Below are 24,040 nucleotides of genomic sequence, written 5' to 3' on the forward strand. Positions count from 1 at the left end.
GACCACCCGTTCGACCGGGGGCGGCCGAAAGCCTTCTAACGCCTCGCGCAACTGGAGGCAACGCTGGCCAGTTATAAGGAACGTATATGTGAGGGTCCCTAACCCGGGGTGAAGGCCAGCACGGCCCTCCCACCATGCAAGGACAATCACAGCAGCAGGCGTACGACCGGGGGATAACCATCTTCTCGCCGGACGGGCGCCTCTACCAGGTCGAGTACGCCCGCGAGGCCGTCGCACGCGGCACCGCGAGCGTCGGCGTTCGAACACCCGACGGCGTCGTACTGGGTGCGGTCCGGCGGGTCCGCTCGTCGCTGATGGAGCGCTCCTCCGTCGAGAAACTGCACAAGGTCGACGACCACATCGGCATCGCCAGCGCCGGCCACGTCGCCGACGCCCGGAAGCTCATCGACTTCGCCCGACGGCGGGCACAGACCGAGCACCTCCGCTACGGCGAACCGGTCGGCGTCGAGACGCTGACGAAGGCCGTCACCGACAACATCCAGGAGTACACCCAGACGGGCGGCGCCCGGCCGTTCGGCGTCGCGCTGCTCGTCGGCGGCGTCTACGACGGCCGGCCGCGGCTCTTCGAGACCGATCCCTCGGGGACACCCTACGAGTGGCAGGCCACCGCCGTCGGCGGCGACCGCGAGACCATCCAGGACGTCCTCGAGGAGGGCTACCGCGAGGAGATGGACCTGGAGGCCGGTATCGGCCTCGCCCTGGAGGGACTCGCCGCGACCAACGAGGACCTCTCGGCGGAGGGCGTCGAACTCGCGACCGTCGACGCCGAGTCCGAAACCTTCGAGACGCTCGAACGGGATGTCATCGAATCACACCTCGCGGAGGTCGGGGGTGGCGAGGATGCGTGAGCCGTCCATCTCGGCGGAACGGTCGCCCTACGAGCCGGAACTCGGCGACTTCGAGGCGGTCGATGGCAGCGACGGAGACGTGAACAAGACCGGTACGACGACCGTCGGCATCGCAACGGCCGAGGGCGTCGCCATCGCCACCGACATGCGCGCGTCGCTGGGCGGCCGGTTCGTCTCCTCGAAGGACGTCCAGAAGGTCGAGCAGATTCACCCGACGGCCGCCCTGACGCTGGTCGGCTCCGTCGGCGGCGCCCAGTCGTTCATCCGGACGCTGCGCGCGGAGGCGTCGCTGTACGAGGCGCGCCGCGGCGAACCGATGGACATCCCGGCGCTGGCGACGCTTGCGGGCAACTTCGCCCGCGGCGGGCCGTTCCGCGCCATCCGACCCATCCTGGGCGGCGTCGACGACGACGGCAGCCACGTCTACTCGCTGGACCCCGCCGGCGGCGTCATGGCCGACGACTACACGGTCACCGGCAGCGGGATGCAGCCCGCCTACGGCGTGCTGGAGAACGACTACGCGCCGGGACTCTCCGTCGAGGCGGCCGCCTCGCTCGGCGCCCGGGCCGTCGAGGCCGCCGTCGAGCGCGACACCGGCTCCGGCAACGGCGTCTACCTCGCCGAGATCACCGCCGAGGGCGTCGACATCCGCGGTCACAAGGACTTCGACGAGGTCAACTGAGGGCCGCCCGCGACAACGGGGGGCAGGAACGATTCTCCGGCCGCGTAATCGAGTGCGGCCACGCGACCGTCGCCATACCTGACGAGTAGCTCCGCGTCGCCGTCGCCGTCGAGGTCGGCCGACGTGACGAACGTCCACACCGGCACGTCCCGAGTGTAGGTCGCCAGTTCCTCGCCGGAGTTCGGGTCCAGGACGACGACCCGGCCGGCCTCGGCGGCGGCGACGACCTCCGGGCGACCGTCGCCGTTCACGTCGGCGGTGACCGGCGGCGCCACGATGACGCCGTCGCCGACCGCCATCGTCGTCGACCACTCCGTCTCGCCGGTCCGGGCGTCCAGCGCGAGCACCTCGCCCCCGACCCGACCCACGTAGGCCTCGGGCGTGCCGTCGCCGTCGGCGTCCGTCACCTCCCGGACCCGCCCGCTCGTGACGTTCCGCCGCCAGACGACCTCGCCGGAGGCGCCGTCGAGCGCCTGAACCGACCGGTAGTAGGCGGTGACGACCGTCCGCGACCCGTTCTCGTCCGGTCCCACAGCGAGGTAACTCCCGGGGACCGACCGGTTCCACTGTCGCTGGCCGTCCGCCGCGAGGACGACGACCCCGCGATTGCTCCCGACGACGACGTCCCGGTCGCCGTCGCCCGTCACGTCCGTGACGAGGGGGCGGTCGGTGACCGAGGCGAACTGCCCGAAGAACCGGCGGGTGTCGACCCGCCAGCGGACCGACCCGTTGCCCGTGACGCGAACCACGTTGCCCTCGATGTCGCTCGCGACGACGTCGGCGCCGGGACCGTCGCCTGTGACCGTCGGACGGCCGTAGCCGTACGTCGACAGCGGGACGCGCCACTCCTCGGTCCCGGTCCGGCCGTCGTGGACGACGAGGGCCTCCTCGGTGGACGCGACGGCGGCCTCGAGGCGACCGTCGCCGTCGATATCGGCGATTGCCGGCTCCGTCAGCGCGTGCGAGAAGCAGGATTCGGCCGGCGTCGGCGCGTGCCACCTGACGGCGCCGTCTTCGGGTGCCAGCCTCACCAGCGAACAGGAGCGGTTCGTCACCTCGACGTCGCCGCCGTGGACCGCGGTCACGGGCGCGACGACGAGTCCCGAATCCGGTCCGACGCCGACGGCGTGGTGGTTCCGGAGGTTCTCACGGGGCGTGTCGCTGAGCCACTCGACCTCGAGGCTCCCGCCGACCGGCGCGAGACCGAGACCGACGACGAGCACCCCGGCCAACAGCAGGCCAACGAACAGGACGGCGACCGCGGTCCGGCGGCGCATACCGACTCTCGCGGGGAGCACCGCAAAAGCCTGTTCCTCCGCGCCCGCCGTTCGACACCCGAACCAGCGGGCCTTTTCGTGCTCGTGACGAAACGTCCGGTACATGGACCGTCGGGCGGTCACCGTGGTGGGACGCCGGGCGAGCCTTGGCTGTCTCCTCCTCGCGTCGCTGGCCCGCGGCGTCGCTGCCCACCCGGTTGGCGGGTCCCGCTTCGAGGCGCCGCTCCCGCTGCCGTTGCTGCTCGGCGGCGCGGCCGCGACCGTCGCCCTGACGGCGCTGCTTTTGGCCGTCGCCGACCGCCGACCGCCGGATTCGTCGGCGGTCCGACGAATCGACCTGCCGCCCGCGGCGGTCGCCGCCGGGCGCTGGCTCGCCCGCCCGCTGTTTCTCGCCGCCGTCGTCGCGGCGGTCGGTGCCGGCCTCCTCGGCCGACAGGTCGCCGCGGAGAACGCCGCGACCCTCTTCGTGTGGCCGGTGTGGATTCGCGGCCTGGCGCTCGTCTCGGTTCTCGTCGGGTCGCCGTGGGGGTTGCTGTCGCCGTGGCGGGCGATCTATCGGGGGCTGGTTCGCCTGGAGGGCGGGGCCGTCTCCGTCTTCGAGGAGTACCCGGCGGCGCTCGGCGACTGGCCGGCGCTCGTCGGGTTCCTGACGCTCGTCGCCGTCGTCGAGAACCTCACCACGATTCCGGAGTCGCCCCGCCTGACCGCCGTCGTCGTCGCCGGCTACGGCCTCGTGACGCTGGGCGGCGCGCTCCTGTTCGGGGAGGCGTGGCTCCGCAGGGCCGACCCGCTCTCGGTCCTCTATCGACTGTTCGGCCGGGTCGCGCCGGTGTCGGTGACCCGGAACGGCGGGTCGGCCGTCTTGGCGGTCACGCCGCCGTGGCGTGACTGTCGCCGTCCGGTCGGCACGCTCGCACTGGCGGCCTTCGCCGTGGCGACCGTCTACACGGTGAGCTTCGACGGATTCACGAGCACGCGAGCGTACGTCGAGTTGCTCACCGGCATGCGGGCCGCGCTCGGGGTGGGCTGGGTCGTGCCGTTCGCCATCTACGGACTCGGGTTCGGACTGTTCCTGGTGACCTTCTTCGGCGCGAGCACGCTCTGTGAGCGACTGGGCGCGGGTCGTGGCTCTGGGCAGGCGGCCGCGCTGCGGTTCGCGCCGACGCTGCTTCCCATCGCCGCCGCCTACGAGGTGGCCCACTACTACCCGTTCGTCCTGCGGAACCTGGGCCAGCTGTGGGCCGTCGCCGCCCGCCCGCTCGTGCCGTCGGCCGAACCGCTCGCGCTCGTCGGGTGGCTCTCGCTACCCGCATTCTGGTGGTCGCAGGTCGTCCTCGTCGTCGTCGGCCACCTCGTGGCTGTCGTCGCTGCCCACGGGGTCGCAGTCGCCCGGTACGGGTCAGTCGAGGCCGGCCGACGAGCGCACCTGCCGCTGGTCGTCGTGATGGTCGCCTACACCGGGGCGTCGCTGTGGATAGTCTCCCAGCCCGTCGTCCAGTGACCGGTCGTATCCGGCGTCCCTCCGTCCCCGTCGTCGACTCCGCTCGCAGTGGCAAACCGGCTCACGGCGGCGGTGAAACGCAACCATTATACGTTCCTCCCCGATAGAATTCGGTGCGCTCCGTTGGTGTAGTCCGGCCAATCATCTTGCCCTCTCACGGCAAGGACCAGGGTTCGAATCCCTGACGGAGCACTCCATCCCCGTTCATTCCGGCGATCGTTGACCACCTCCACGTCGCCGTCACCGAGGGTGATGAACTCGAAGGCTTCCCACTGCGCTCTCTTCTCGGTCGCCACGTCGGCGTCGAGCACGTCCACCACAACTGTGGGGATAGAGCCATTCCTCGTCGAGACCGTACTATCCCGGCGTCTCTCCGTGCTTCCTAACAAAATCACGCCAACCCGCATAATCCGTATTCTCCCATATGTGTTTGGCCGTACTACTTCCACTCACATGGCGAGCGACCGACGAGGCAGACCGATGGCTATACTGGCACCCCTCTATCGGACAGTCGATTCTCAGTTGCGACTCTCCCATGTTGCCCATCATCGTCTCAATGATCGACTCCGTCTCGTATTCATGCTCGTCATCCTGGTTTTTGTCCGCCGAGTGTTCGACAAGCGAGGATGGTGATTGCGTTTCTGCTTTTGCCAGTACCCACTCGTCTTCATCAATCTCGAAATTTGAAGAGACGCTGAACACAGCCGCATACGGTTCGGCATTTGGTGGCAGTCGGTCAAGGTCGAACTCTCCACACGAGTCCTGTATGCGACGGTGAAGCGTCTCGAACTGGTCGCGCTGTAGTGGAATGGTTTCGTTCTCGCCGCGGTAGTCGATAAGCACCCGATGTTCCTGAACGTCGGTGACGCGAAACGCCTTCCGCGAGAGTGGGGTGACGAGGGTCGCGTCCGATGGAAGTTCCTCGACGTTTTCGAGAAGGTTGTTCCACGTCGTACCGAATGTCATGCGAGCGGGTACGGCGGGCTTGAATAAAGGATTCAGGAGCCGTGTGTATTGAGTGCCGGCGCAAGAACTCGTGTTCTTTGAAATTGATACATTGGAGATAGCACGATCGCTGATTTCTACGGCGATCATATCGTAAAACGGCCTACAGTGGCCGAGAAAGCACAATTACAGAGTAACCCACCCCACACGTATTTAACTAGTGAGATTGTAAACAAAATGGTGTAAGCCGGTGGAGGGATTTGAACCCTCGACCTAATCCTTACGAAGGATTCGCTCTGCCAGTCTGAGCTACACCGGCACTACATTCCACCGTGGGGGGATAATCGCAATAAGGGTTGCGAATCGAACTACTCTTCGAGCACCCGGCTACCGTAGATTACCAGGATGACCGCGAGTACGATCGCGGCCAGGAGGCCGAACACGGCGAGGCCGGTCGTTCCCGCGATCTCCTGAAGCCCGCCGACGAGGGAGTCGTCGCCGTCGCCGGTCTCGGTCGGCCCACCGTCGCCGGTGCTGTCACCGTCGCCGCCGTCGTCCGCGGTGTCGGTGCCGGTGCCGTCTTCGGAGCCGTTCGTGTCGCTTCCCGTGTCGTCGCTACCGTCGTCACTCGAGCCGTCGTCGCCGTCGGATCCGCTACTGTCCGAACCGGTCGAATCGTCGCCGTCGTCAGCCCCGTCGGTCGTGTCGTCACCGCCGTCGGAGCCGCTGCCGTCCGAACCGGTCGAATCGTCGCCGCCGTCGCCGGAACTCCCATCGTCGGAGCCACCGGACGTCGAGTCGTCGTCATCGTCGTCGACGAACGTCGGCGTCGGGCCGGACTCGCCGCCGTCGCCATCGGTCGGCGTGGGCGTGTCGGTCGGCGTCCCGTCACCGCCGTCACCGTCGGTCGGCGTGGGCGTGTCGGTCGGCGTCCCATCACCGCCGTCACCGTCGGTCGGCGTGGGCGTGTCGGTCGGCGTCCCGTCACCGCCGTCACCGTCGGTCGGCGTGGGTGTCGGGGTAGCCGTCGGGGTCGGCGTGGGTGTCGGGGTCGACTGGGATTCGACGGTGATCGTCGTCGAGGTGCTGGTCGTCTTGTCGTTACCGTTCTCCTTGAACTTCGCCGTCGCGCTCACGGTGTAGTCGCCGGGCTCTGTGTCCTCGGGAACTGTAAACGTCAGCGATGGGTTCCGGCTCGCGCCGGGGTCAATCTCCTCGTAGAACCGATCGTCACAGTTGTCCGAGACCGTAAACTCACTCGGACAGGAAAGCCCCAGAACGTATGAGTTCGCGCTATCACCCGTGTTGGTCAGAGTGAACTCGACCGTCACTTGCTCGCCCGGAGCCACTGTCTTGTCGCCGCTCGAGGATAGGTCCGCTCCCGCGAACGCGAGACTCGAAGCCGACACGACGACCAACAACGCCGCCAGAACACCGATTCCAATCTTGCTCTCTGTTTTCATGCTTGTCCCTCCGATTGCTGGTCGTTCCGCCACTTTTCAGCGATGTCCAGCAGGTCGAAGTCACTGATTAGTTCACCGCACGTCCCAGGAACTGGCTCGTTCTGTCGCCACAGCCCGGCTGCATCCAAGAGTTCAAAGTCGCTTATATTTCCGTCGTCGTTCTCGTCGACAGCCTCCAGAATCGACACACATTTCGTGGTCACGACGCCGCCATCGGTCACCTGCGTGACGTCCTCGCCGCCGGGCGTCGTCGTCACGTCGAAGCTTGCGTTCCCGGCGCCCTCCGCGACGTCGAAGAGGATACCGTTACCGCCCTCCCGCTGGACGCGGAACTCGTCGCCGGCGGCGGTCTCGGATCCCACTTCGAGGGTGATCGACGTGGCAGTGGCGTTGACGACCGTCGGCGGCGCGGTATCGCCCGCAACCGAGACGGCCTCGAAGGTCTGGGACTCGTTGAACGTGACGCCGGTGCCGTTCACCTCGACGGTGACCTGGGTGCCGGCACCGATCATGCTGCCGTGCTCGTCGGCGACGTTGATCTTGAGCGGCACGTCCCCGGCCGTCGCCGTCTCGTTCGTCTCTATGGTGGTGGTGCCGACGTCGACGGTCGGCCCACGGAGCCGGAGGTCGTTCTCGCCGGCGACCGTCGCGTTCTCCGCGGCGCCGACCGGCGTCGACTGGACGTTCAGGTCCACGTCGACATCGACGGCGTCGCCGGCTTCGGCACCCGCGACGTCGAACCGAAGGTTCTCGACGGTGACGTACTCGTCGCTGCCGATTTCACAGCCCGGGTCGATCAACAGCATGTCGTCGTCGGCCTGGGTCTCCGGGTTGCCGCCCAGCGAGATACCGATGTCCAGGAACCCACCGCAGTCCCCACCGTCGGCTTCGACCACGATGTCGTCGAGGACCGACTCGTTGAACGAGAGCCGGCCGGCGTGCGCTTCGGGGACGGTAACCGAGATGAACTCGTCCTCGGCGTGGAACCCTTCCGTTCGCGCGTCGTCGGGGGCGTCTATCACGAATCCGGTCCCGTCGTCGGGGACGTCGTGGGCCCCCCGTTCGAGCACGTCACCGAATCCGGTCGTCTCCAGCCGTTCCGGTTCGACTCTGGTGGTCCCCTCGGCGTTGCCGAACGACCACGTCGCCTCGACCACCGAGGCGTTGCCGCCGGTGACGAAGCGGAGCCCGGACACCGAGAGAACGCTGTTCGTCCCGTTGTCGGTCGACTCGACCTCGATCTCGACCGTCCGCTCTCGGAGGGTGACGTTGCCGACGGTCGCACCCTGGGCGACGACGGAGACGCTACTGTTCGCCGTATCGAAGCTCACGTCACCGTCGGACGGGAGGGAAAGCGTCGCCGTCCCGTTTGCGGGGAATCCCCCCAGTGCGTCCTCGGTGAAGTTCAGCGCGGCCGAACCACCCCCGTCCTCGGCGATCGGCGTCTGGTTGGCGGCTCCCGCCGTCACGCCAACCGATCCGGGTGTCGCCGACGCTTCCCCCGTATTCGTATCACTGTCCGACTGTGCGGCCGTCTGACCGGCGATGACTCCGGCCCCGGCCACGAGGGACAGAGCCACTACGGCGGCCAGTAGCACGACCTGCGTTCGTTCGTTCGGTGACGGTTCGCTACTCATGTGTTCCTTAGAGACCGGATTTCCTTACCTCCGAAATCCGACCCCCTCGTAAAGTGGATTGTGACAAACACGTCAAAACGTCGTTGCCGGGAATGTCTGGTAATTAAAAACCCCTGCAGGGGACGCGCCGGCGTCGCTACCGCTGCAGTCGAACGTCCAGACAGACGTTGGACTCGTGGGGCGCGTATGACCGGACGGTCCGGCGGTTCTCGACGGTCATCTCGTAGTCGGGTTCGGCGGCCGCCCGGATCGCTCGCTCGCCCGGCCCGAAGGGATCCGAATCCGGCTGGATGTCGTAGTAGTGGACCACACAGTCCTCGTCCGCGAGCGCGACCGCCGTCTCCAGGAACTCGTCGGCGCTGTGCGGGAGGTTCATCACGATCCGGTCGGCCCAGTCGTCGAACCCCTCGACGTCCCGCACGTCGCCGTGGATAGCCGTCACGCGGTCGGCGACGCCGTTGCGCTCGGCGTTCCGGCGGAGGTACTCGACGGCGACCTCGTTGAGGTCGACGCCGACGCAGTCGGCCCCCCGCTTGGCCGCCGGAATCACGAACGGGCCGACGCCGGCGAACATGTCGAAGAACCGTTCGTCCGCCGCGACCTGTTCGACGACCCGGTGGCGCTCGGTCGCAAGCCGGGGCGAGAAGTACACCTCCTCGATGTCGAGTTCGAAGGCCGAGCCGTACTCCCGGTGGACGGTCTCGGTGCGCTCGCCGACGAGGACGTCCCACTGTCGGACGCGGAGTTCGCCCTCGATTGGCGAGGCACGGTTCACCACGGTCTCGACGGGCAGGTCCGAGGCGACGATTGCCTCGGCGATTTCGCGGGCCCGCTCGTCGTCGTCCTCGTCGACGATGGCGATGTCGCCCAACCGCTCGTAGGACGGTTCGAACCCTAGGGGGTCTGCGGGCAGGGTCTGCGTCTCCCGGCGTTCGAGTTCCCGGTCGACGACTTCGTAGCCCTCTTCGAGCGCCGCGCGGTCGACCTCCTCCGAGAGCGGAATGTAGAGGTATCCGTCCTCGACGGTTATCTCGTACTCCTCGGCTATCGCGTCCCGTTCGGCGAGGCGCTTTCGGGTCGCCTCCCCCTCCTCGCGCGGCACGCGGACGCAGGTGACGGCCATCGTCGACGCTCCGGCCGGACGGGCAGTAAGCCTGACGTTCCGCACCGACCTTTTTCCTCGTCGGGTTTCCTCGCTCGCTTCGCTCGCTGCGGGAACCGTGTGGCGGCTACGCCGTGGTCCGAGAGAGCGGAGCTCTCTCGTCATCACGAACGGCGCAGAGCGCCGTTCGAACGACCACGGCATGCGGTTGCGGGCCGCCGGCCCGCAACCCGCTCCTCGAAAAACGTCCTCAGAAACGCGCCGCGTTTCTGATGGGCTGCGGAAGACGCGACGCGTCTTCCGAACGTCGATGAAAAATGCCGACGGCTCGGCTGGGCGGTCGGCATCGCCGACCGCCGCTCCCGTGACGGCTTCGCCGTCACGCAGGCCTCGCCGTCGGTGGGTCGTGCTCGCGGATTGCGGCTCCCCACGCTCTCTCTCACCACCCGTTCGACGCCGAACGCCGCAACCGCTATCTTGATTCAGCGAGAGAATCCCGCCCTTCCAGTGAAGGACGAGCGTTCCGACGCTCAGTCGGAACCGAGGACTGAGCAGGGCGGGAGTGAATCGCGTAAACTCTGGTGAGAAACTGCCGTGTTACTGCTGGTCTTGAGTCTCCAACGCTTCAAGACCTGCTTCTAACACCTCTGCATACGCTTCTGAAAGTTCCAAGTCGTTTGCTTCGGCGTAATCTTTCAGACGACCGTGCAATCCGTAAGAGAGGTCAATTGCTGGCCTCATTGGACTCTCCCGTACTTCTCGTAGCAGTTTTCGGCATGGTGCGGATTCTCCTCTTTGCACTCGGGACAGACGAACAGGTAGCTGTCCGGCTCTTTCCCATGCTTTTCTTCGAACCGTTCCCCTGCGGCTTGTCGGTCCTCGAAACAGCCAATCAAGTCAACGGTTGTCCAATCGTCTGTCTCTCCACAGATGTAACACGTAAGCGGCGTGTCAACTGTCATGTCTCATGAGACTTATTTGACGTGAAGACGTGAAAAGAATTGTGGCATGAAGCGTACCAACACGTTCGCCGTGCGACCGCTCACCGACGACGATGAGCGGGTGCTACGCGACTTGTTGGACGCTTCCGCCGCTCTCTGGAATGAGATTAACTACCAGCGCCTCATGCGCTACAACGACGAAGACGGCTTCGAGGGCGACGTGTGGGACGCTGATACTGGTGCTCTCGAAGGCAAATACAAAGGCGTTCTCGGCGCGTCCACCGCTCAAACTGTCCGGCGAGCAAACACCGAAGCGTGGCGTTCGTTCTTCGAGAACAAGAAGCAGTTTCACGACGAATCGAACACGTCGGTCACGGAACACCCCGACCCCCCGGGGTTCCGTGGCAACGAAGACGACGGACGTGTTCTCAAAGGCGTCGTCCGAAAGGACGCATACACCGTCGAATGGGGCAACCGCTCTCGACTTGAGATGGTCGTCGGCAAAGAACTCCGAGACAGACACAACAGCCCGAAAAGCCGTCTTCGGCTCGAAATCGTTGGCAAACCGAACTGGCCCGACTACGATGACCAAGGCCGGTTGGAACTATGGTACGACGAGACTGATTGTACGTTCAGAGCTTCGCAACCCGTGACTGTTTCTGCTGATGCACGGGATACTCCACTGGCCGACGAAAAGGCCGCTCTGGACATTGGCGCGAACACTCTCGTCGCCTGTACCACCACAACCGGCGAGCAATACCTGTATGAAGGCCGTGAGTTGTTCCAGCGATTCCGTGAGACGACGCGAGAAATCGCCCGATTACAGTCGAAACTCGAAGAAGGCCGATACAGTAGCGAGCGTATCCAGCGGTTGTACCGGAAACGAACTCGTCGCCGGGACCACGCCCAAGAAGCACTGTGTCGTGACCTGCTTGAACGACTGTATGCCGAAGGTGTGGATACGGTGTATATCGGTGGCTTGACTGACGTACTCGACACGCACTGGTCGGTCGAGACGAACGCCAAGACCCACAACTTCTGGGCGTTCAAGCAATTCACCGAGCGACTGGCGTGTACCGCCGAAGAATACGGTATCTCGGTCGAAGTCCGGTCGGAAGCGTGGACCAGTCAAGAGTGCCCGCAGTGCGGTTCGACAGACCGAACGACGCGGCATCAGGACACGCTCACCTGTCCGTGTGGGTTTGAGGGACACGCCGACCTTACAGCGTCAGAAACGTTCCTGAGACGGCACACAGAGCAGGCAGTCAGGCCGATGGCACGGCCCGTGCGGTTCCAGTGGGACAATGATCAATGGCGTTCAACCACAGACGCTTCTTCAAATCCCAAAGAACAGCGCACAGACCCGAGTACCGTCCACCGCGACGGGAATGTTGCTTCCGGGGAATCTTAGACCGGCTGAGGCTCCCACGGAGGAAACCGCGCCGTTCACGGCGCGGAGGATGTCATCGCGGCGCTTTTGCCCGCGGGCCGCCGAACGGCGGTATGCTCACCTTCGTCGGCCTCGGCCTCTACGACGAACGCTCGGTCACGCTCGAGGGCCGCGACGCCCTGCGGGCCGCCGACCGCGTCTTCGCGGAGTTCTACACCAGCAAGCTCGCCGGCGCGACGGTCGGGGAGCTAGAGGAGTTTCACGACGTCGATGTCGAAGTACGGGACCGCGCGGGCGTCGAGAGCGACCCCGAGCCGATACTCGAAGCCGCCGAGGGCGGCGACGCCGTCTTCCTCACCGCCGGCGACCCGATGATATCGACGACCCACGTCGACCTCCGGCTGCAGGCCGAGTCCCGCGGCGTCGACACCCGCATCGTCCACGGGACGACCGCCGAGGCCGCCGCGGCCTCGCTTTCGGGACTGCAGAACTACCGCTTCGGGAAGGCGACGACGCTGCCGTTCCCGTGGGCGCACGGGTCCGACGGCGTCCCCGAAAGCGTCGTCGACACCGTCGAGACCAACCGCGAGCGCGGGCTCCACACGCTCGTCTTCCTCGACATCAAGATCGGCACGGGACCGACCGGTCCCGACCCCGACCACGAGGAGTACATGACCGCAGACCGCGCCGCGGGACTGCTCGCCGGAGAACTCGATGCCGTCGGCGTCGCCGTCGCCCGCGCCGGGAGTCCGGACCCCGTCGTCGCCGCCGACGAACTGTCGGCGCTCGCGGACCGCTCGTTCGGCGACCCGCTGCACCTGCTGGTCGTCCCCGGCGACCTCCACGTCCTCGAACGCGACGCGCTCGTCGAACTCGCGGACGCGCCGCCGTCGGTCCTCCCCGACCCGGTCTGAGACTGTCAGTCGTCGGCACGCGTCGGCTCGACGTTCGGCCCCTCGGCGTCGTCGGGCAGCAGGTCGAGTTCGGCCGCGGTGTTTCGCTCCTCGCCGGTCACCATGTAGGCGACGTCGTCGACGATGACGAGCAGTTCGGGTAGCTCCCGGATGACGACCCACGCGATGGCGACCAGCGCGACCACCGACAGGGTCTGGCTGACGATGCCCTCGGCGACGATGTGAGAGACCATGTAGGGGTCGGACTCGCCGAACAGCGACATCAGGTACGGCGAGTACGGCCCGTCGAACCACTGGTGGCCGAACGCCAGCCCGATGAACGTCGTCCGGACGATGTTCAGGACGTAGATGACCGGGATGGCGACGGCCAGCGCCCGGAGCTTCCGGCGGAGCGGCGCCCGCACCGCGGCGATACAGCCCGCGAAGATGGCCATGCTGCCCAGCGCCGTACACGCCATCACGATGTTGTAGACGATGCCGCCGTGGGCGGGGTCCGGCGTCTCGAAGTAAAACGCTGCCATGTACCCCTCGTAGGCCGGCCGGCCGGGGCCGATGGGGCGCAGCGTCGGGTCGTAGCCCAGCAGACCCATCAGCAGTTCGGTCTGTCGGGCAACGTGTTCGACGAGTAGCTGCCGGACCAGCGGAATCGTCTCGGCCGGCAGGTAGATCAGCCCCATCACGGCGACGGCCCGCGAGAGGACGAAAAGCGAGTCCCGGCCGTCCACGAGGAGGTAGGCCGCGTAGACGCAGGCCGGCACCCCAACGAGCGCAAGGAGCGCCTCGAGGACGCTGTTCTGGACGAAGAAGAAGTGCGGCACCAGGAGTAACCAGAAGGCCGCGAACAGGACCCAGGCGGCGCCGACGACGTAGCGTGCCCTCGCCGGGTAGCGCCGCTCGGCAAGCGCGCCGCCGCCGAACAGCGCGAGCAGCGCCCACGCCAGCGGATCCGTGACCGCCAGTACGTCGACGGGGAGCATCTACCGGGAGGATGGGCCGGTCGCCTAAAGTCCTTGTCGGCCCGTGTGCCCGCCCCGGGCGAGCGTCACCAGTAGACGTCCGTGGCGCGGTGGCGGTCGTCGTAGGCCGCCAGCCCGCGGCCGGTCACCGACGTGAGGTGGAAGTCGTCGTACAGCGTCGAGTGGGTGTAATCGAGGAACGTCATCGGGACCACGAGGTCGCCCTCGACCCGGACGGCCGAGGCGACGCCGGTGAAGGCGTGTTTGTGCCGGTCGTCGCTGACGTAACAGGTCGCCACCGGCGGTCGCTGGGCCCACGGCTCGACCGCCTCCAGCGCCTCCATCGACCGGACGACCAGTTCCCAGCAGAACAGCCCCGTCTCCTCGTTGGACAGCATCGCCTCGAAGCTCACGTCGCCCTCGAAGTGCTGCCGGAGGTCCGCGGCCCCGAAGATGACGTTGTCCTCGATGGAACCCGCCACGTACCGCTGGACATCGTAGGAGGCGTGCTCGCGGAACCCCTCGACGAGTCCGTCGGCCAGCGCCTCGGTCCGGTGGGGGTCGACGCCGGCGAACCGCCGAATCAACTCGGGTGAGACCGACTCCTTCGCGTCGCCCCGCAGCGCCGCGACCAGCTCCGGACGGCGCTCTCCGTCTTCGACCCGCTCGAAGAACGCCGGCGGCTGGCTGAAGGTCAGCGCACCGGCCGAGAAGTCGCTCGCGTCGGCGTACAGCGCCTCCAGCCGACCGCCGAGGCCGCGCTCGGCGTCGAGGTCGCTCGCCGCCGAACGCGCGTCGTCCTCGAGCGCGAGTCGCCGTTCGTCGTCGCCGGTCCCGACGACGACCGCACCGTCGGCGAGGCGAATCCGGGTTCCCGCGACCCGCTCGTCGTAGGCCAACGACAGGTTCTCGGTGACGACGGCCGCGAGGTCCTGTTCCTCGAGGTTCGTCCCGTTGCCGAGTTCGCCGTAACCCAGGAAGATGTTGTCGACGGCGCGGAACGCCCCGATGCCGACGGCCGATCCGCCCACACCGGCGAGAAAGCGCCGTCGAGAGACGTCGGGCAGGTCCAGGTCGTCGGGGCCGGGACCCTCGTCGGTCACCGCTCGGGGTCACCCCCGTCGGTCGCGGCCGAAGGCGGTCGCAACCGCACCTCGTCGCCGGTCAACAGGTACAGCAGGTCCTCGGCGATCCCGAGCAACTCGGGTACCCACCGCGAGACGAGCCACGCGATACCGACCAGGGCGAACAGCGCCAGCCCCTGAGAGATGACCCGATCCGCGAGGAAGAACGAGACCCGCGCCGGGTCCGACAGCCCGAAGGCCGTCATCACCGGCCCCTCCAGGGCGGCGTAGTCGAACCACTGGTAGCCGTTTGCCGCCGCGATGAAGGCGTTGCGGCCGACGTTGAGCACCCAGATGATCGACAGCGACACCGCGAGCGCGACCACCTTCCGGCGGAGCGGTGCCCGCACCGCACCGATCAGCCCCCCGAAGATGGCCATGCTCCCGATGCCGGTACAGGCGAAGACGACCCGCGAGGCCCGCCCCGACTCCGGGAAGAAGAACGTGTTGTGCAGCGACGACCCCGCGTGGGGGTCCTCGACGAGCCGCATCCCGCCGCCGAGCCCCACGACCTCCAGTAGCCACGTCGTCTGGCGGGCGACCGTCTCGATGAGGAACCCGCGTGCGGCCGCCGAGGTCTGGAACGGCAGGTAGATCAGCCCCATCACGGCGACGGCCCGCGAGAGGACCAAAAGCGAGTCCCGGCCCCCCAATAGCGTCCAGCCGACGTACAGACACATCGGCACCGCGATCACGACCAGCACCGTCTGGATGATGCTCCGGTGGATGAACGCGAACTGGTGGATCAACAGCAGCCAGAAGACCGAGAAGAGACCCCACGCAGCGACCGTCAGTTTGCGGGCGAGTGCCCGCCGGTCGGCGTAGTCGGCGGCGACGCCCGCCAGAAAGACCGCGATGACGACCCACGCGAGGGCGTCCGTGACGGGAAGTACCGACACCTCCGTCAGCGACTGCACGGGAACGCTCATTGGTGGGTGATGCGCCACGACGAGTATATGTCTTGTCGTCGCGGGCGCGCCGATCACACGACCACGGCCGCCGGCACGGGAGCCGGCGCGCTGTCGACGGCCGCGTCGCTGTCGGGCGCAGCGCGCGAAAGAATGGAAACCGGGAAAACCGGGCGATCCGGTTAGTTAGAAGTCGTTCCGACGGGCTGCCAGCAGCGCAGCACCGAGGAGCGCGATGAGGGCGAGCGCGGCACCGAAGCCGGGCTGGTCCTCACTCGTGTCCGTCGGCGTCGCCGTCTCCGGCTCGTCCGTCGGCGTTGCCGTCGGGTCCGGCTCGTCCGTCGGCGTCGGCGTCGGATCCTCGAAGGTCACCGAGGCAGAGGCGGTGACGATGTTGTTCTCGTCACCGGCGGTGTACGGAGCGTCTTCCTGACCTTCGCTGGTCACGAAGTCGTACTCCTCGTCGTTGTCAGTGTCCTGGTGCGGCATGGCGATGGCCGTGCCGTCCTCAGTGTACGGGTCGTCGAGGGGGACCTCGACGTCCGTCAGGTTGGTGTCCGCCTCGAGGTAGGCGGAGGTGCCGCGGACGCTGTCGAGGACAGCGCCGTCCTGCAGCGTGCCGTCGTGGATCGTCACGAAGCCACCCTGCGGCAGGTACGCGGTGTCGACGGTGATGGTCGACAGCTCGTCCTGGTCGGGCCCGACCGTGATGTCGGAGAGGGTGACGCTTGCGGGCGTACCCTGCACGACGATGCCGGGCTTCTCGGCGGCGTCCTCGACTCCGACGTTCGGGGCCGTGACGACGAACTCGCGTCCGACCTCGTTGTCGGAGAAGTCGAAGCTATCGTCGGCGAAGGTGCCGTTCTCGCCGACCGTCGCGGAGCCACGCTGGAACACCGGGGCGAGGTCGCCCGTCTGGGTGTCGTTGGCGCGGCGGGTCCGGCTGGTGGAGTCCACCGCGATGGTGATCTCCGTACCGGGTGCGACGTTCGTCTCACCGGAGATGGTCTGGTTGGCCGCGTTGTTCACGCGGACCTGGTCGGCGCCCTGCTCGTCGAACTCGAGTTCGCGGTCCTCGGTGTCGAGCTGGACGTCCGTCTCACCTTCGGGGACGTACGTGTCGATACCGCCCTCGTAGGCGTTCTCGAAGCCGGGGCCGGTCTCGAACTCGAACTCGAAGTCGTCACCGGGGTCGACCATGGCGTCCTCGGTGTCGTCGCCGGTCGCCCGGGTCAGCTCGAGTTCGCGCACGTCGGTGACGATGTACAGCGTCTCGTTGTCCTCGTCGATGACGAACCGGAACTGGTCGTCATCGTTCGGGTTCTGGTACTGTGCGCGCTTCGGCTCGCGGTTCTGCCGGAAGTTCGTCTGGTTCAGCTCGACGTCGAGAACGGGCTCGTCGGCGAAGCCGAGACCCTCCTCGGACTGGGCGTCCGCGAGGACCTGGTTGCCGTTGGCGTTGTCGAGGTCGTTCTCGGCGATGGCGTCGAGCGCACCGTAGATACCGCTGATGTCGACCTTGTGGACGAGGACGTCACGCTGCTCGGACCGGTCGCGGTCCGCGAGCGTGACGAGGTCCGTCTCCGAGAGGTCGGAGTTGTTGACGAGATCCGTCTTCTCGTCGAGGCTGCCCAGCGTCGCGTCGGGATGACGCATCTGGGTCAGGTTGTTGTAGCTCGACGGCTCGACGTTGACGACGCCGGCGTCGTACTCGTTACCGTCGGTGTCCTGGGCGACGAGGTCGTACTGCCCCTCGTCGAGGACGCCGGTGATCGGGTCGTCGGAGCGGCGGTCGACGTCGACGATGGTACCGTTCTCCGCCTCGTAGGCGCGGCTCTCGTTGGACTCGTTGAGCCGGCCGGCGATGAACGTGTTCATCCGGATGTCGACGTTACCGTCGGCGTCCGGTTCGGCCGTGACGGCGACCTCGTAGTTGTTCCGCTCTTCGTCACCGATGACGACGACGACGAAGTCGATACCCTGGGTGTCGACCGAGATGGTCGAGTCGGAGTCACCCTGCGGGCTCTGGATGTCGCCGCGCTTGACGGTGAAGGCGCCGGAGTCGGAGTCGAACTCCGCGTTACCTTCGAGCTCCTCCTGGACCTCGATGGACGCGTTGTCCATCGGGGTGGTGTCCGTCGGCGTGAACTCGAACGAGTAGTTACCCGTGTCCTCGCCGGCGAAGTCGAAGTCGATCTCGGCGCTGCTGTTGATGTTGTTCACGCGGATCGAGTCGTCGCTCGGTGCGCGGTCCTCGTTGATGTTCGCGGTCGAGGAGTCGTTGACGATGGCAGCCAGTTCGCTCTGGCTGAAGTCGTCGGAGGCGACGTAGAGGTCGTAGCCGTTACGGTTGGAGTCGACCTCGAGGGTCGCGTTCTCGCCCACGCGGACGGAGTCCTCCTCGAACTCGGTGTCGAGGGTCTGCGGCACGATCTCGACGTAGTCGTCCTCGCCGACCGTGGTGTCGTCACCGTCGCTGCTGAAACAGTCGGCCGTCTGCTGGCCAGCGGGCGCGCCGGCCTCGGGGCCGACGTCGATGATCTCCTGCTGGTTGGTGTTCGGATCCTCCGCCGTGATGACGACCTGCTCGTTGTCGGCGACGTTGTCCGTCGGGATCTGCGCACCGTCGGTGTCGTTCAGCGAGATCTCGCGGATGAGCGTCCCGTAAGCCTGGTCGCCGTTCTCGTCACCGGGAGTGTAGTAGCGGAGCTGGTAGGTGTCCTCGTCGATGTTACAGGCGCCCGGAGTGGCCTGGAAGTCGAGGACCTGACCCTTCCAGCGGGTCGACCCACCGGCGAACTTCTCGTCGGTGTTGCGGTCGTCGTCGCCCGCGCCGGCGTCACCCTCGATCTGGTACTCCACCGTAGCCGACTCGAAGGTGTTACTCGGACCTTCGTCGGTGTACGAGAGGAACTCCAGTTCGTAGGTGTCGTCGACGCTCGGGTTCGTGATGACATCGTCGAAGTCGACCGTCAGCGTCGCGTCGTCGCTGACGTTCTCCTTCTCCTGGAAGTCCAGCGCGATGCTGTCTCCGTCGGTGGTCGTGTCCTGCAGCTGGACCTCACGGTTCTGGTTTTCACCGTAGTCGCCAGCGTTCGGGTCGTCGATGGTCACGGTAACGTCACTGGCGCCAGTGAAGTTGTCCGTGTTGCCACCGAACTGGCTGGCATCGGAGAGGTCGACCTCGACGGCGGCAACCCCGGAGGGGTTGTCGCTCGTCGTGTCGCTGGTGTTATCGAAACTAGTCGTGATGGTATAGCCGGTCGTTGCTCCTGCCGCATCGCTGTCGAGGGCAACCTGGGTGTTGTCCAGATCGCCGTCGGAAACTGCGGCAGCGCTCCCTGCGAACGCTACGGTGCCTGCGAAGACCCACAGGACCATAAGCGCTGCAAAGAACACCGCGCGCAGCGTATTGTCGTTGTCGTCTGTCATGGTTGTTGACTGCTATCGGCCGGCGACCGTACCTCGTACGCGACGGGGCACCGCAGTCAGCCCGACGTCGGTACGCTGTACTGTCACCATGGGTAGGGGTACACCTCGAAGAACTATCGCCCACTATAAATGCTTTGTGGGGTCTGCCGGGTCGTGTCAACTGTTCACGCTGCCGAAAACGGCGGGTAGAAGGCTTTTGGTAGTTCGTGGCACACCCGTCAGACGGGTGACGTACACATATAAAGGAACGGGCGGTCCGGGGGCAGATTTACACCTTTGCGACACGCGCGTGCGCCCGTTCTGACAGGTTCGCATGTCCTCCGTCGGCGGGGCGCTATCGCGTGATTATCTCGATCTCGTGTCCGTCCTGGTCCTTCGTGAACGCGTAGCGATCGTTACAGGAAGCGGGGTCGCGGTAGTCGGTCGCCTCTCGTTCCATCAGCGTCGCCCACGCCGAATCGAGGTCCGAACACCGGACCGCCAGGTGGCCCCAGGCGTCGCCCATCTCGTAACTCCGGCCGTCGTAGTTGTAGGTCAACTCGACGGACATCGCCTCCTCGGCGGCGTCTTCGGGCTCGACGAAGTAGTTGGCGAAGCTGTCGGCCTCCCAGCGACCGGCGGGAACGTACTCGAACTTCCGGGTCCAGAAGCCCAGCGCCTCGTCGGCGTCCTCGACCCGGATCATCGTGTGGTCCAGCGACCACCGCGCGCCGTACTCGCGCTCGACGATTTCGACCTCGTGGCCGTCAGGGTCCTTGACGAAGGCGTACCCGGGATTCTCCGCCGGCGGCCGGTAGTCCTCGACACCCTCGTCCATCAACTCGGCGTAGGCCGCCTCGACGTCCTCGACGCGGACCGCGATGTGGCCCCAGGCGTCGCCCATCGTGTACTCGCGGCCGTCGTGGTTGTACGTCAACTCGAGCAGCGCCCCCGCCTCGTGGACGTCCTCCGGGCCGAGGAAGACGTTCGTGAACGTGTCGGCCTCCCAGCGGCCCTTCTCCTCGTAGTCGAGGTGGGTCGTGTACCACTCCAGGGAGTCCTCGAGGTCGTACACGCGCATCATCGTGTGGTCCAGCGTCGCGTCCATGTCGCCACGGAGGCGCTCCCGATACGAAAAGGCTGGCGACGGCGAACGGGTGGCGCCAACCAGCACCGCGCCGTACGTTACCGGACGGACCCCGCGTCGTCCCGCGGACGGCCGTCTCCGACGGTCGACGTGCCGTGCTGCCGCCACGGTCCGAGAGATTCGGTCCCGGCGGGAAGGGGTCGACGGGTCCCGGGGACGGGCACCTGGGACCTCGAAACCGATCGGAAGGGCTACAGCGGCCCCAGGCCCCGCTTTCGGACGAGCGGCCAGTAGTACCAGTAAGCGACCGTCCAGGCGGCGAGCGCGCCGAGCGGGAGGACCACCGCCGACGACCCGGTTCCGGCGTAGGTCCGGTAGAGCCCGTAGGCGACCCGCGCGTGGGCGACCCCGGCGAACGCCAGGAGTCCGCCGGTGAGCCGGGGGTCCTCGATACCCCGTAGGCCGACCGTCGCGCTTGCGAGCGCGCCCGCGTAGAGGAGAATACCTGCGCCCCACGCCTGCAGCCGCTCGGGGAGACTGCCGGTGTAGACGAAGAAGTAGTCGTAGGCGTTCGTGAACCCGAGCGGGCCGGTGTTGACCAGCCCGAACGCGAAGACGAAGCTCGCACCGCCCGCCGAGAGCAGCACCGTCCACGGGAGCAGGCCGGCCGCGAGGACGGCCAGAAAGCGTCGTCGCGGCGAACTGTCGTCGGGGGTCACTTCCGGGCGACGATGCGGAGGACGTCCTCGTCTTCGAGTTCGTGGTCGCGGCCGACCTGCTGTTCGTCGTGTTTCGCGGATGGGCCGGTCACCCTGGCGAAGCGGAACCGCTGGTCGAAGCTGCCGCCCAGTTTCTCCAGGGCGTCCTCGACGGTGTTCTCCGATTCGGTCAGGATGAGCGGCTCCTCGTAGTCGACGCCGCGACCCGGCTTGTCCATGTAGATGCGGATGAGCCCCAGGTCGTTCCAGATAGTCTCCTTCAGCGAGTCGAGGCCGCGCTCCTTCTCGGCGCTGATGAAGACGGCCTCCTCGGGGACGATGTCGTGGTCCCGGAGGTTGGCCTCGACGGTCTCCATGTAGTCCGGTTCGATGAGGTCGACCTTGTTGACGGTGACCGCCGAGGGGAGGTACTCGCGGTTGTCCTGGAGCGCGTCGACCAGCTGGTCGATGGTGAGGTCCTCGCGGATGGTCACGTCGGCGTTGATGTAGTCGTACTGGCGGAGCACCTCCATGATGGTCTCGTCGTCGAGACTCACCCGGTCGGAGGTGGTGAGGTTGATGCCGCCCTTGTGCTTCTTGCGGACGTTGACCTGGACGGGCTCGGTGTCCAGCCGGACCTTGTTCTTGTACAGCTCCTCCCGCAGGCGCTCGTACTGGTCGATCTCGAACGCCGAGAGGACGAACAGCACGAGGTCTGCGGTCCGGACGACCGACAGTACCGCCTGGCCGCCGCCGCGGTTCTCCGCGGCGCCCTCGATGAGCCCCGGCACGTCGAGCAACTGGATGTTGGCGCCGTTGTACTCCAGCATCCCGGGGTTTACGTCCAGCGTCGTGAACTCGTAGGAGCCGACCTCGCTGTCGGCGTTCGTCAGGGCGTTCAGAAGCGTCGACTTGCCGACGGAGGGGAAGCCGACGAGCGCCACGGTCGCGTCGCCGTGCTTCTCGACGGCGTAGCCGCCGCCACCGCTGTCCGAGGACTGGCGGCGCTCGAGCTCCTCTTTCTTCTCGGAGAGTTTCGCCTTCAGCCGACCGATGTGCTGTTCGGTCGACTTGTTGTAGGGGGTCTCGGCGATCTCCTGCTCGAGTTCCTCGATCTCCTCTTCGAGCCCCATTAGGGGAGTGGAGTCACCGACGCCGAAAAAGCCGTTCGGTTGTGAGTTCGCCGGGAGCGTCGGGGTTATCTCCCCCAGGCCTCTACGGCGGATATGGACGGCAAGAAGCGACTCGGATACAGCCTCCTCTGTGCGGGACTGGCGTTCGTCGGCGTCTTCCACCTCGTCTTCTCGACGGTGTTCGGCTACGGTCTCCGGAGCGTGAGCGCCCTCCTCGTCGCCGCGGCCGTCTTCGGGCTGGTGCTGGTCAACGCGTAAACTACCCCACCCTACTCCCTCGGCGCTCCGCGCCTCGGTCCTTGAGTGTGGGGCTTTGATGTGGACTCCCGACGATCAGTCTCCGGCAACAGGCCGGTGACTATCGCCGTTCAACGTCCCACCATTTATACGCAGGTCTACTTCTGCGTCTCCGCCCCCCGACTTGGGCGAGGAACGGAGTTTGTGCGTCCGCTTTCGGGCGTAGCGTAGCCCGATGTTCTTCGCGGCGTTGTAATCCGCGTTTATTTCGTATCCGCACTTCTGGCACTCAAAGTGTTCTCCCTGGCGGTTGTCGTCGTGCGTGAACCCGCAGTCTGTCCGAGAACAGCGTTGGGACGTGTGGTTCGGCTCGACTTGCTCCACGGAGACGCCCTGGTCGGGTGCTTTGTAGGAGACATACCCGAACAGGCGTCGAAACGCCCATACGTGGTGCCACTTCGCCTGCGGAAGTCGCTCGCGTATGTCCGTTAAGTCCTCGAATGCGATAACGTCGCAGCCGTGTTCGACGGCTTCCGAAACGATTTCGTTGGCGACCGTGTGGATGTACTGTTTGCGCCACGCTTCTTCCCGTCTCGCAAGTCGAAGCAGGGCGTTGTGCGCGGCTTGAGTGCCCCGCTGTTGCATTTCACCGCGTCGTTTCTCGAACTCGCGGCACCAGTGGTCGTACTCGTCTCCTTGCCAGAACGTGCCGGTTGAGGAGACAGCGAGACTGTTGACGCCGAGGTCGATACCGAGGACCGTTTGGTCGGGGTGCCCGGTATCTACCGAAACCTCTGCGTCCTCGCCGTCGATCCGCCGCGTCGAGATGTTGAGGTAGAACTCGTCGGTTGCTGCGTCGTACCGTAGTGTACTCTCGCGGAACTCGTATTCCTCGGAGAGTACGTACCGCTCGTAGGGCGTCGGACTGTCTGCCGGGAGAACGAACGGCGGTTCGACCCGGCCCTCGACAGTTGCCAGCGACGCCTTGTTGCGGTAGAAGGTCGCGCTCCGCGTGTCGTAGTCCATCGTCTCGGCGGTGAACGTCGGACAGGAGACGCGCTGTCCTTTCTTCCACCGTTCGACAACGGCTTTGACCGCTTCGACGGCGCGCCGTATCGCGGCTTGGACGAGTTGTGCCTGTAAGTCCGTCTCCTCTCGAAATTCGGAGTACAGAGCGTCCCGCACCTGCCGTTTGTTGGTCTTGCACTTGGTGAAGGACGTGACAGACCAACAGTATTCGGCGGTTCGGTTCGCACAGTACAGGTATTGCTCGGCGGTTCGGTGGAGTGCGTCGCGTTGCTCGTCGGAAACGATAAGTTTCACGACGGCGGTTCGACGCACGTCCATAACTTCAGAGATTACCCGACGGTACTTATACGTTCGGGAGTCGGTCAGTCGCAGTATGCCGGTTGCGTCCTACCATGTCGGTTTCCTCTCCGGGCTACTCGCTCCTTGAGGCCGGAGGCCCCATCTTGAATCACGCTGAGCGGCCGATCGCTGCCGGACGGTTTTCAACAGATTAATGGCCGAATCCGCGGTAACGGAACGCGATGGCAAACGCCTCCAGCCTCCGGGACAGCACGCAGATCGTCCTTTCGCCCGAGAGTCTGGAGGGGTTACGCGAGGACCTCGAGGCCGAGTTCACCGTCACGGTCCACGAGGAGGGCGCCGCCGCACGTATCATCGGCAGCCCGGTCGTCATCAAGGAGGTCAGCGAGTACCTCGTCCGGCAGGGCGTCTCCGTGCCGTAGTGTGGCCGGCTGCC

21 protein-coding genes and 2 tRNA genes are annotated in these 24,040 nt (G+C 66.2%); 8 read left to right on the forward strand and 15 right to left on the reverse strand.

All coding sequences use genetic code 11. The features are described 5' to 3' along the window. Positions 1 to 134: 134 nt before the first annotated feature. Together psmA and NLF94_RS04625 are read left to right on the forward strand one after the other, a co-directional pair. Positions 135 to 869 (forward strand): archaeal proteasome endopeptidase complex subunit alpha, encoded by a 735-nt coding sequence (psmA, locus tag NLF94_RS04620; protein WP_254840295.1) that lies wholly within the window; start codon positions 135 to 137, stop codon positions 867 to 869. After that, positions 862 to 1,551, forward strand: a complete 690-nt coding sequence (locus tag NLF94_RS04625; RefSeq protein ID WP_254840296.1) for an Ntn hydrolase family protein — start codon at positions 862 to 864, stop codon at positions 1,549 to 1,551. Before psmA ends, NLF94_RS04625 begins: the two co-directional genes overlap by 8 nt. Here the strand turns inward: NLF94_RS04625 and NLF94_RS04630 are convergent. Then, positions 1,524 to 2,828 carry an outer membrane protein assembly factor BamB family protein gene (locus NLF94_RS04630; protein WP_254840297.1) on the reverse strand — a complete coding sequence of 435 codons (1,305 nt, stop codon included), beginning with the start codon at positions 2,826 to 2,828 and terminating at the stop codon, positions 1,524 to 1,526. The genes NLF94_RS04625 and NLF94_RS04630 overlap by 28 nt on opposite strands. A gap of 103 nt (positions 2,829 to 2,931) precedes the next feature. Between NLF94_RS04630 and NLF94_RS04635 the strand changes: the two genes are divergently transcribed. After that, positions 2,932 to 4,329, forward strand: a complete 1,398-nt coding sequence (locus NLF94_RS04635) for a hypothetical protein (RefSeq protein WP_254840298.1) — start codon at positions 2,932 to 2,934, stop codon at positions 4,327 to 4,329. Between the two features lie 117 nt (positions 4,330 to 4,446). Then, positions 4,447 to 4,521 (forward strand) — tRNA-Glu (locus tag NLF94_RS04640). A 165-nt stretch (positions 4,522 to 4,686) separates the two neighbouring features. On the opposite strand, the gene NLF94_RS04645 is transcribed toward NLF94_RS04640, so the two are convergent. The 6 genes from NLF94_RS04645 to NLF94_RS04670 all read right to left on the reverse strand — a co-directional run bounded on the left by NLF94_RS04645 (position 4,687) and on the right by NLF94_RS04670 (position 10,438). Beyond that, complete coding sequence (locus NLF94_RS04645) at positions 4,687 to 5,295, reverse strand: DUF7983 family protein (RefSeq protein WP_254840299.1); 609 nt, start codon at positions 5,293 to 5,295, stop codon at positions 4,687 to 4,689. A 224-nt stretch (positions 5,296 to 5,519) separates the two neighbouring features. Further along, positions 5,520 to 5,593, reverse strand: a tRNA-Thr gene (locus NLF94_RS04650). A 49-nt stretch (positions 5,594 to 5,642) separates the two neighbouring features. Continuing rightward, the gene (locus NLF94_RS04655; protein ID WP_254840300.1) at positions 5,643 to 6,737 is read right to left on the reverse strand and encodes an NEW3 domain-containing protein; all 1,095 of its coding nucleotides are present in this window, start codon (positions 6,735 to 6,737) and stop codon (positions 5,643 to 5,645) included. Further along, entirely contained in the window at positions 6,734 to 8,206 is a 1,473-nt protein-coding gene (locus NLF94_RS04660; RefSeq protein ID WP_254840301.1) for a hypothetical protein, read from the reverse strand. The genes NLF94_RS04655 and NLF94_RS04660 overlap by 4 nt, the downstream gene beginning before the upstream one ends. A 304-nt stretch (positions 8,207 to 8,510) precedes the next feature. Beyond that, positions 8,511 to 9,497, reverse strand: coding sequence for a class I SAM-dependent methyltransferase (locus NLF94_RS04665; RefSeq protein ID WP_254840302.1), 987 nt, complete (start codon positions 9,495 to 9,497; stop codon positions 8,511 to 8,513). A gap of 716 nt (positions 9,498 to 10,213) precedes the next feature. After that, positions 10,214 to 10,438, reverse strand: coding sequence for a hypothetical protein (locus NLF94_RS04670; protein ID WP_254840303.1), 225 nt, complete (start codon positions 10,436 to 10,438; stop codon positions 10,214 to 10,216). Between the two features lie 46 nt (positions 10,439 to 10,484). Between NLF94_RS04670 and NLF94_RS04675 the strand changes: the two genes are divergently transcribed. Both NLF94_RS04675 and dph5 read left to right on the forward strand, forming a co-directional pair. Next, on the forward strand, positions 10,485 to 11,828 hold the full coding sequence (locus tag NLF94_RS04675; RefSeq protein ID WP_254840304.1) for an RNA-guided endonuclease InsQ/TnpB family protein: 1,344 nt from the start codon (positions 10,485 to 10,487) through the stop codon (positions 11,826 to 11,828). Between the two features lie 92 nt (positions 11,829 to 11,920). Further along, positions 11,921 to 12,721, forward strand: a complete 801-nt coding sequence (gene dph5, locus NLF94_RS04680; protein WP_254840305.1) for a diphthine synthase — start codon at positions 11,921 to 11,923, stop codon at positions 12,719 to 12,721. Positions 12,722 to 12,726: 5 nt separating this feature from the next. Here dph5 and artA (NLF94_RS04685) read toward each other — a convergent pair whose 3' ends face one another. The 7 genes from artA (NLF94_RS04685) to NLF94_RS04715 all read right to left on the reverse strand — a co-directional run bounded on the left by artA (NLF94_RS04685) (position 12,727) and on the right by NLF94_RS04715 (position 22,038). After that, positions 12,727 to 13,698, reverse strand: coding sequence for an archaeosortase A (gene artA, locus NLF94_RS04685; protein WP_254840306.1), 972 nt, complete (start codon positions 13,696 to 13,698; stop codon positions 12,727 to 12,729). A 65-nt stretch (positions 13,699 to 13,763) separates the two neighbouring features. Then, a complete protein-coding gene (locus NLF94_RS04690; protein ID WP_254840307.1) occupies positions 13,764 to 14,780 on the reverse strand; it encodes a hypothetical protein in 1,017 nt (338 codons plus the stop codon). Further along, positions 14,777 to 15,730 (reverse strand): archaeosortase A, encoded by a 954-nt coding sequence (gene artA, locus NLF94_RS04695; protein WP_254840308.1) that lies wholly within the window; start codon positions 15,728 to 15,730, stop codon positions 14,777 to 14,779. Before artA (NLF94_RS04695) ends, NLF94_RS04690 begins: the two co-directional genes overlap by 4 nt. Positions 15,731 to 15,895: 165 nt before the next feature. After that, positions 15,896 to 19,141, reverse strand: a complete 3,246-nt coding sequence (locus tag NLF94_RS04700) for a DUF7282 domain-containing protein (protein WP_254840309.1) — start codon at positions 19,139 to 19,141, stop codon at positions 15,896 to 15,898. A 334-nt stretch (positions 19,142 to 19,475) separates the two neighbouring features. Continuing rightward, positions 19,476 to 20,228: a VOC family protein gene (locus tag NLF94_RS04705; protein WP_254840310.1), complete on the reverse strand. Its 753-nt coding sequence runs from the start codon at positions 20,226 to 20,228 to the stop codon at positions 19,476 to 19,478. A gap of 230 nt (positions 20,229 to 20,458) precedes the next feature. Then, positions 20,459 to 20,926, reverse strand: a complete 468-nt coding sequence (locus NLF94_RS04710; protein ID WP_254840311.1) for a TIGR04206 family protein — start codon at positions 20,924 to 20,926, stop codon at positions 20,459 to 20,461. Beyond that, the gene (locus NLF94_RS04715; protein WP_254840312.1) at positions 20,923 to 22,038 is read right to left on the reverse strand and encodes an OBG GTPase family GTP-binding protein; all 1,116 of its coding nucleotides are present in this window, start codon (positions 22,036 to 22,038) and stop codon (positions 20,923 to 20,925) included. Before NLF94_RS04715 ends, NLF94_RS04710 begins: the two co-directional genes overlap by 4 nt. Before the next feature lie 93 nt (positions 22,039 to 22,131). On the opposite strand from NLF94_RS04715, the gene NLF94_RS04720 reads away from it, so the two are divergent. Next, positions 22,132 to 22,296 (forward strand): hypothetical protein, encoded by a 165-nt coding sequence (locus NLF94_RS04720; RefSeq protein WP_254840313.1) that lies wholly within the window; start codon positions 22,132 to 22,134, stop codon positions 22,294 to 22,296. A 75-nt stretch (positions 22,297 to 22,371) separates the two neighbouring features. Here NLF94_RS04720 and NLF94_RS04725 read toward each other — a convergent pair whose 3' ends face one another. Beyond that, positions 22,372 to 23,622, reverse strand: a complete 1,251-nt coding sequence (locus NLF94_RS04725) for an RNA-guided endonuclease InsQ/TnpB family protein (RefSeq protein WP_254840314.1) — start codon at positions 23,620 to 23,622, stop codon at positions 22,372 to 22,374. A gap of 203 nt (positions 23,623 to 23,825) precedes the next feature. Between NLF94_RS04725 and NLF94_RS04730 the strand changes: the two genes are divergently transcribed. Continuing rightward, the gene (locus tag NLF94_RS04730; RefSeq protein WP_254840315.1) at positions 23,826 to 24,026 is read left to right on the forward strand and encodes a VNG_1110C family protein; all 201 of its coding nucleotides are present in this window, start codon (positions 23,826 to 23,828) and stop codon (positions 24,024 to 24,026) included. Positions 24,027 to 24,040: the final 14 nt, after the last annotated feature.

The organism is Natronomonas marina (assembly GCF_024298905.1).
Classification (GTDB): domain Archaea; phylum Halobacteriota; class Halobacteria; order Halobacteriales; family Haloarculaceae; genus Natronomonas; species Natronomonas marina.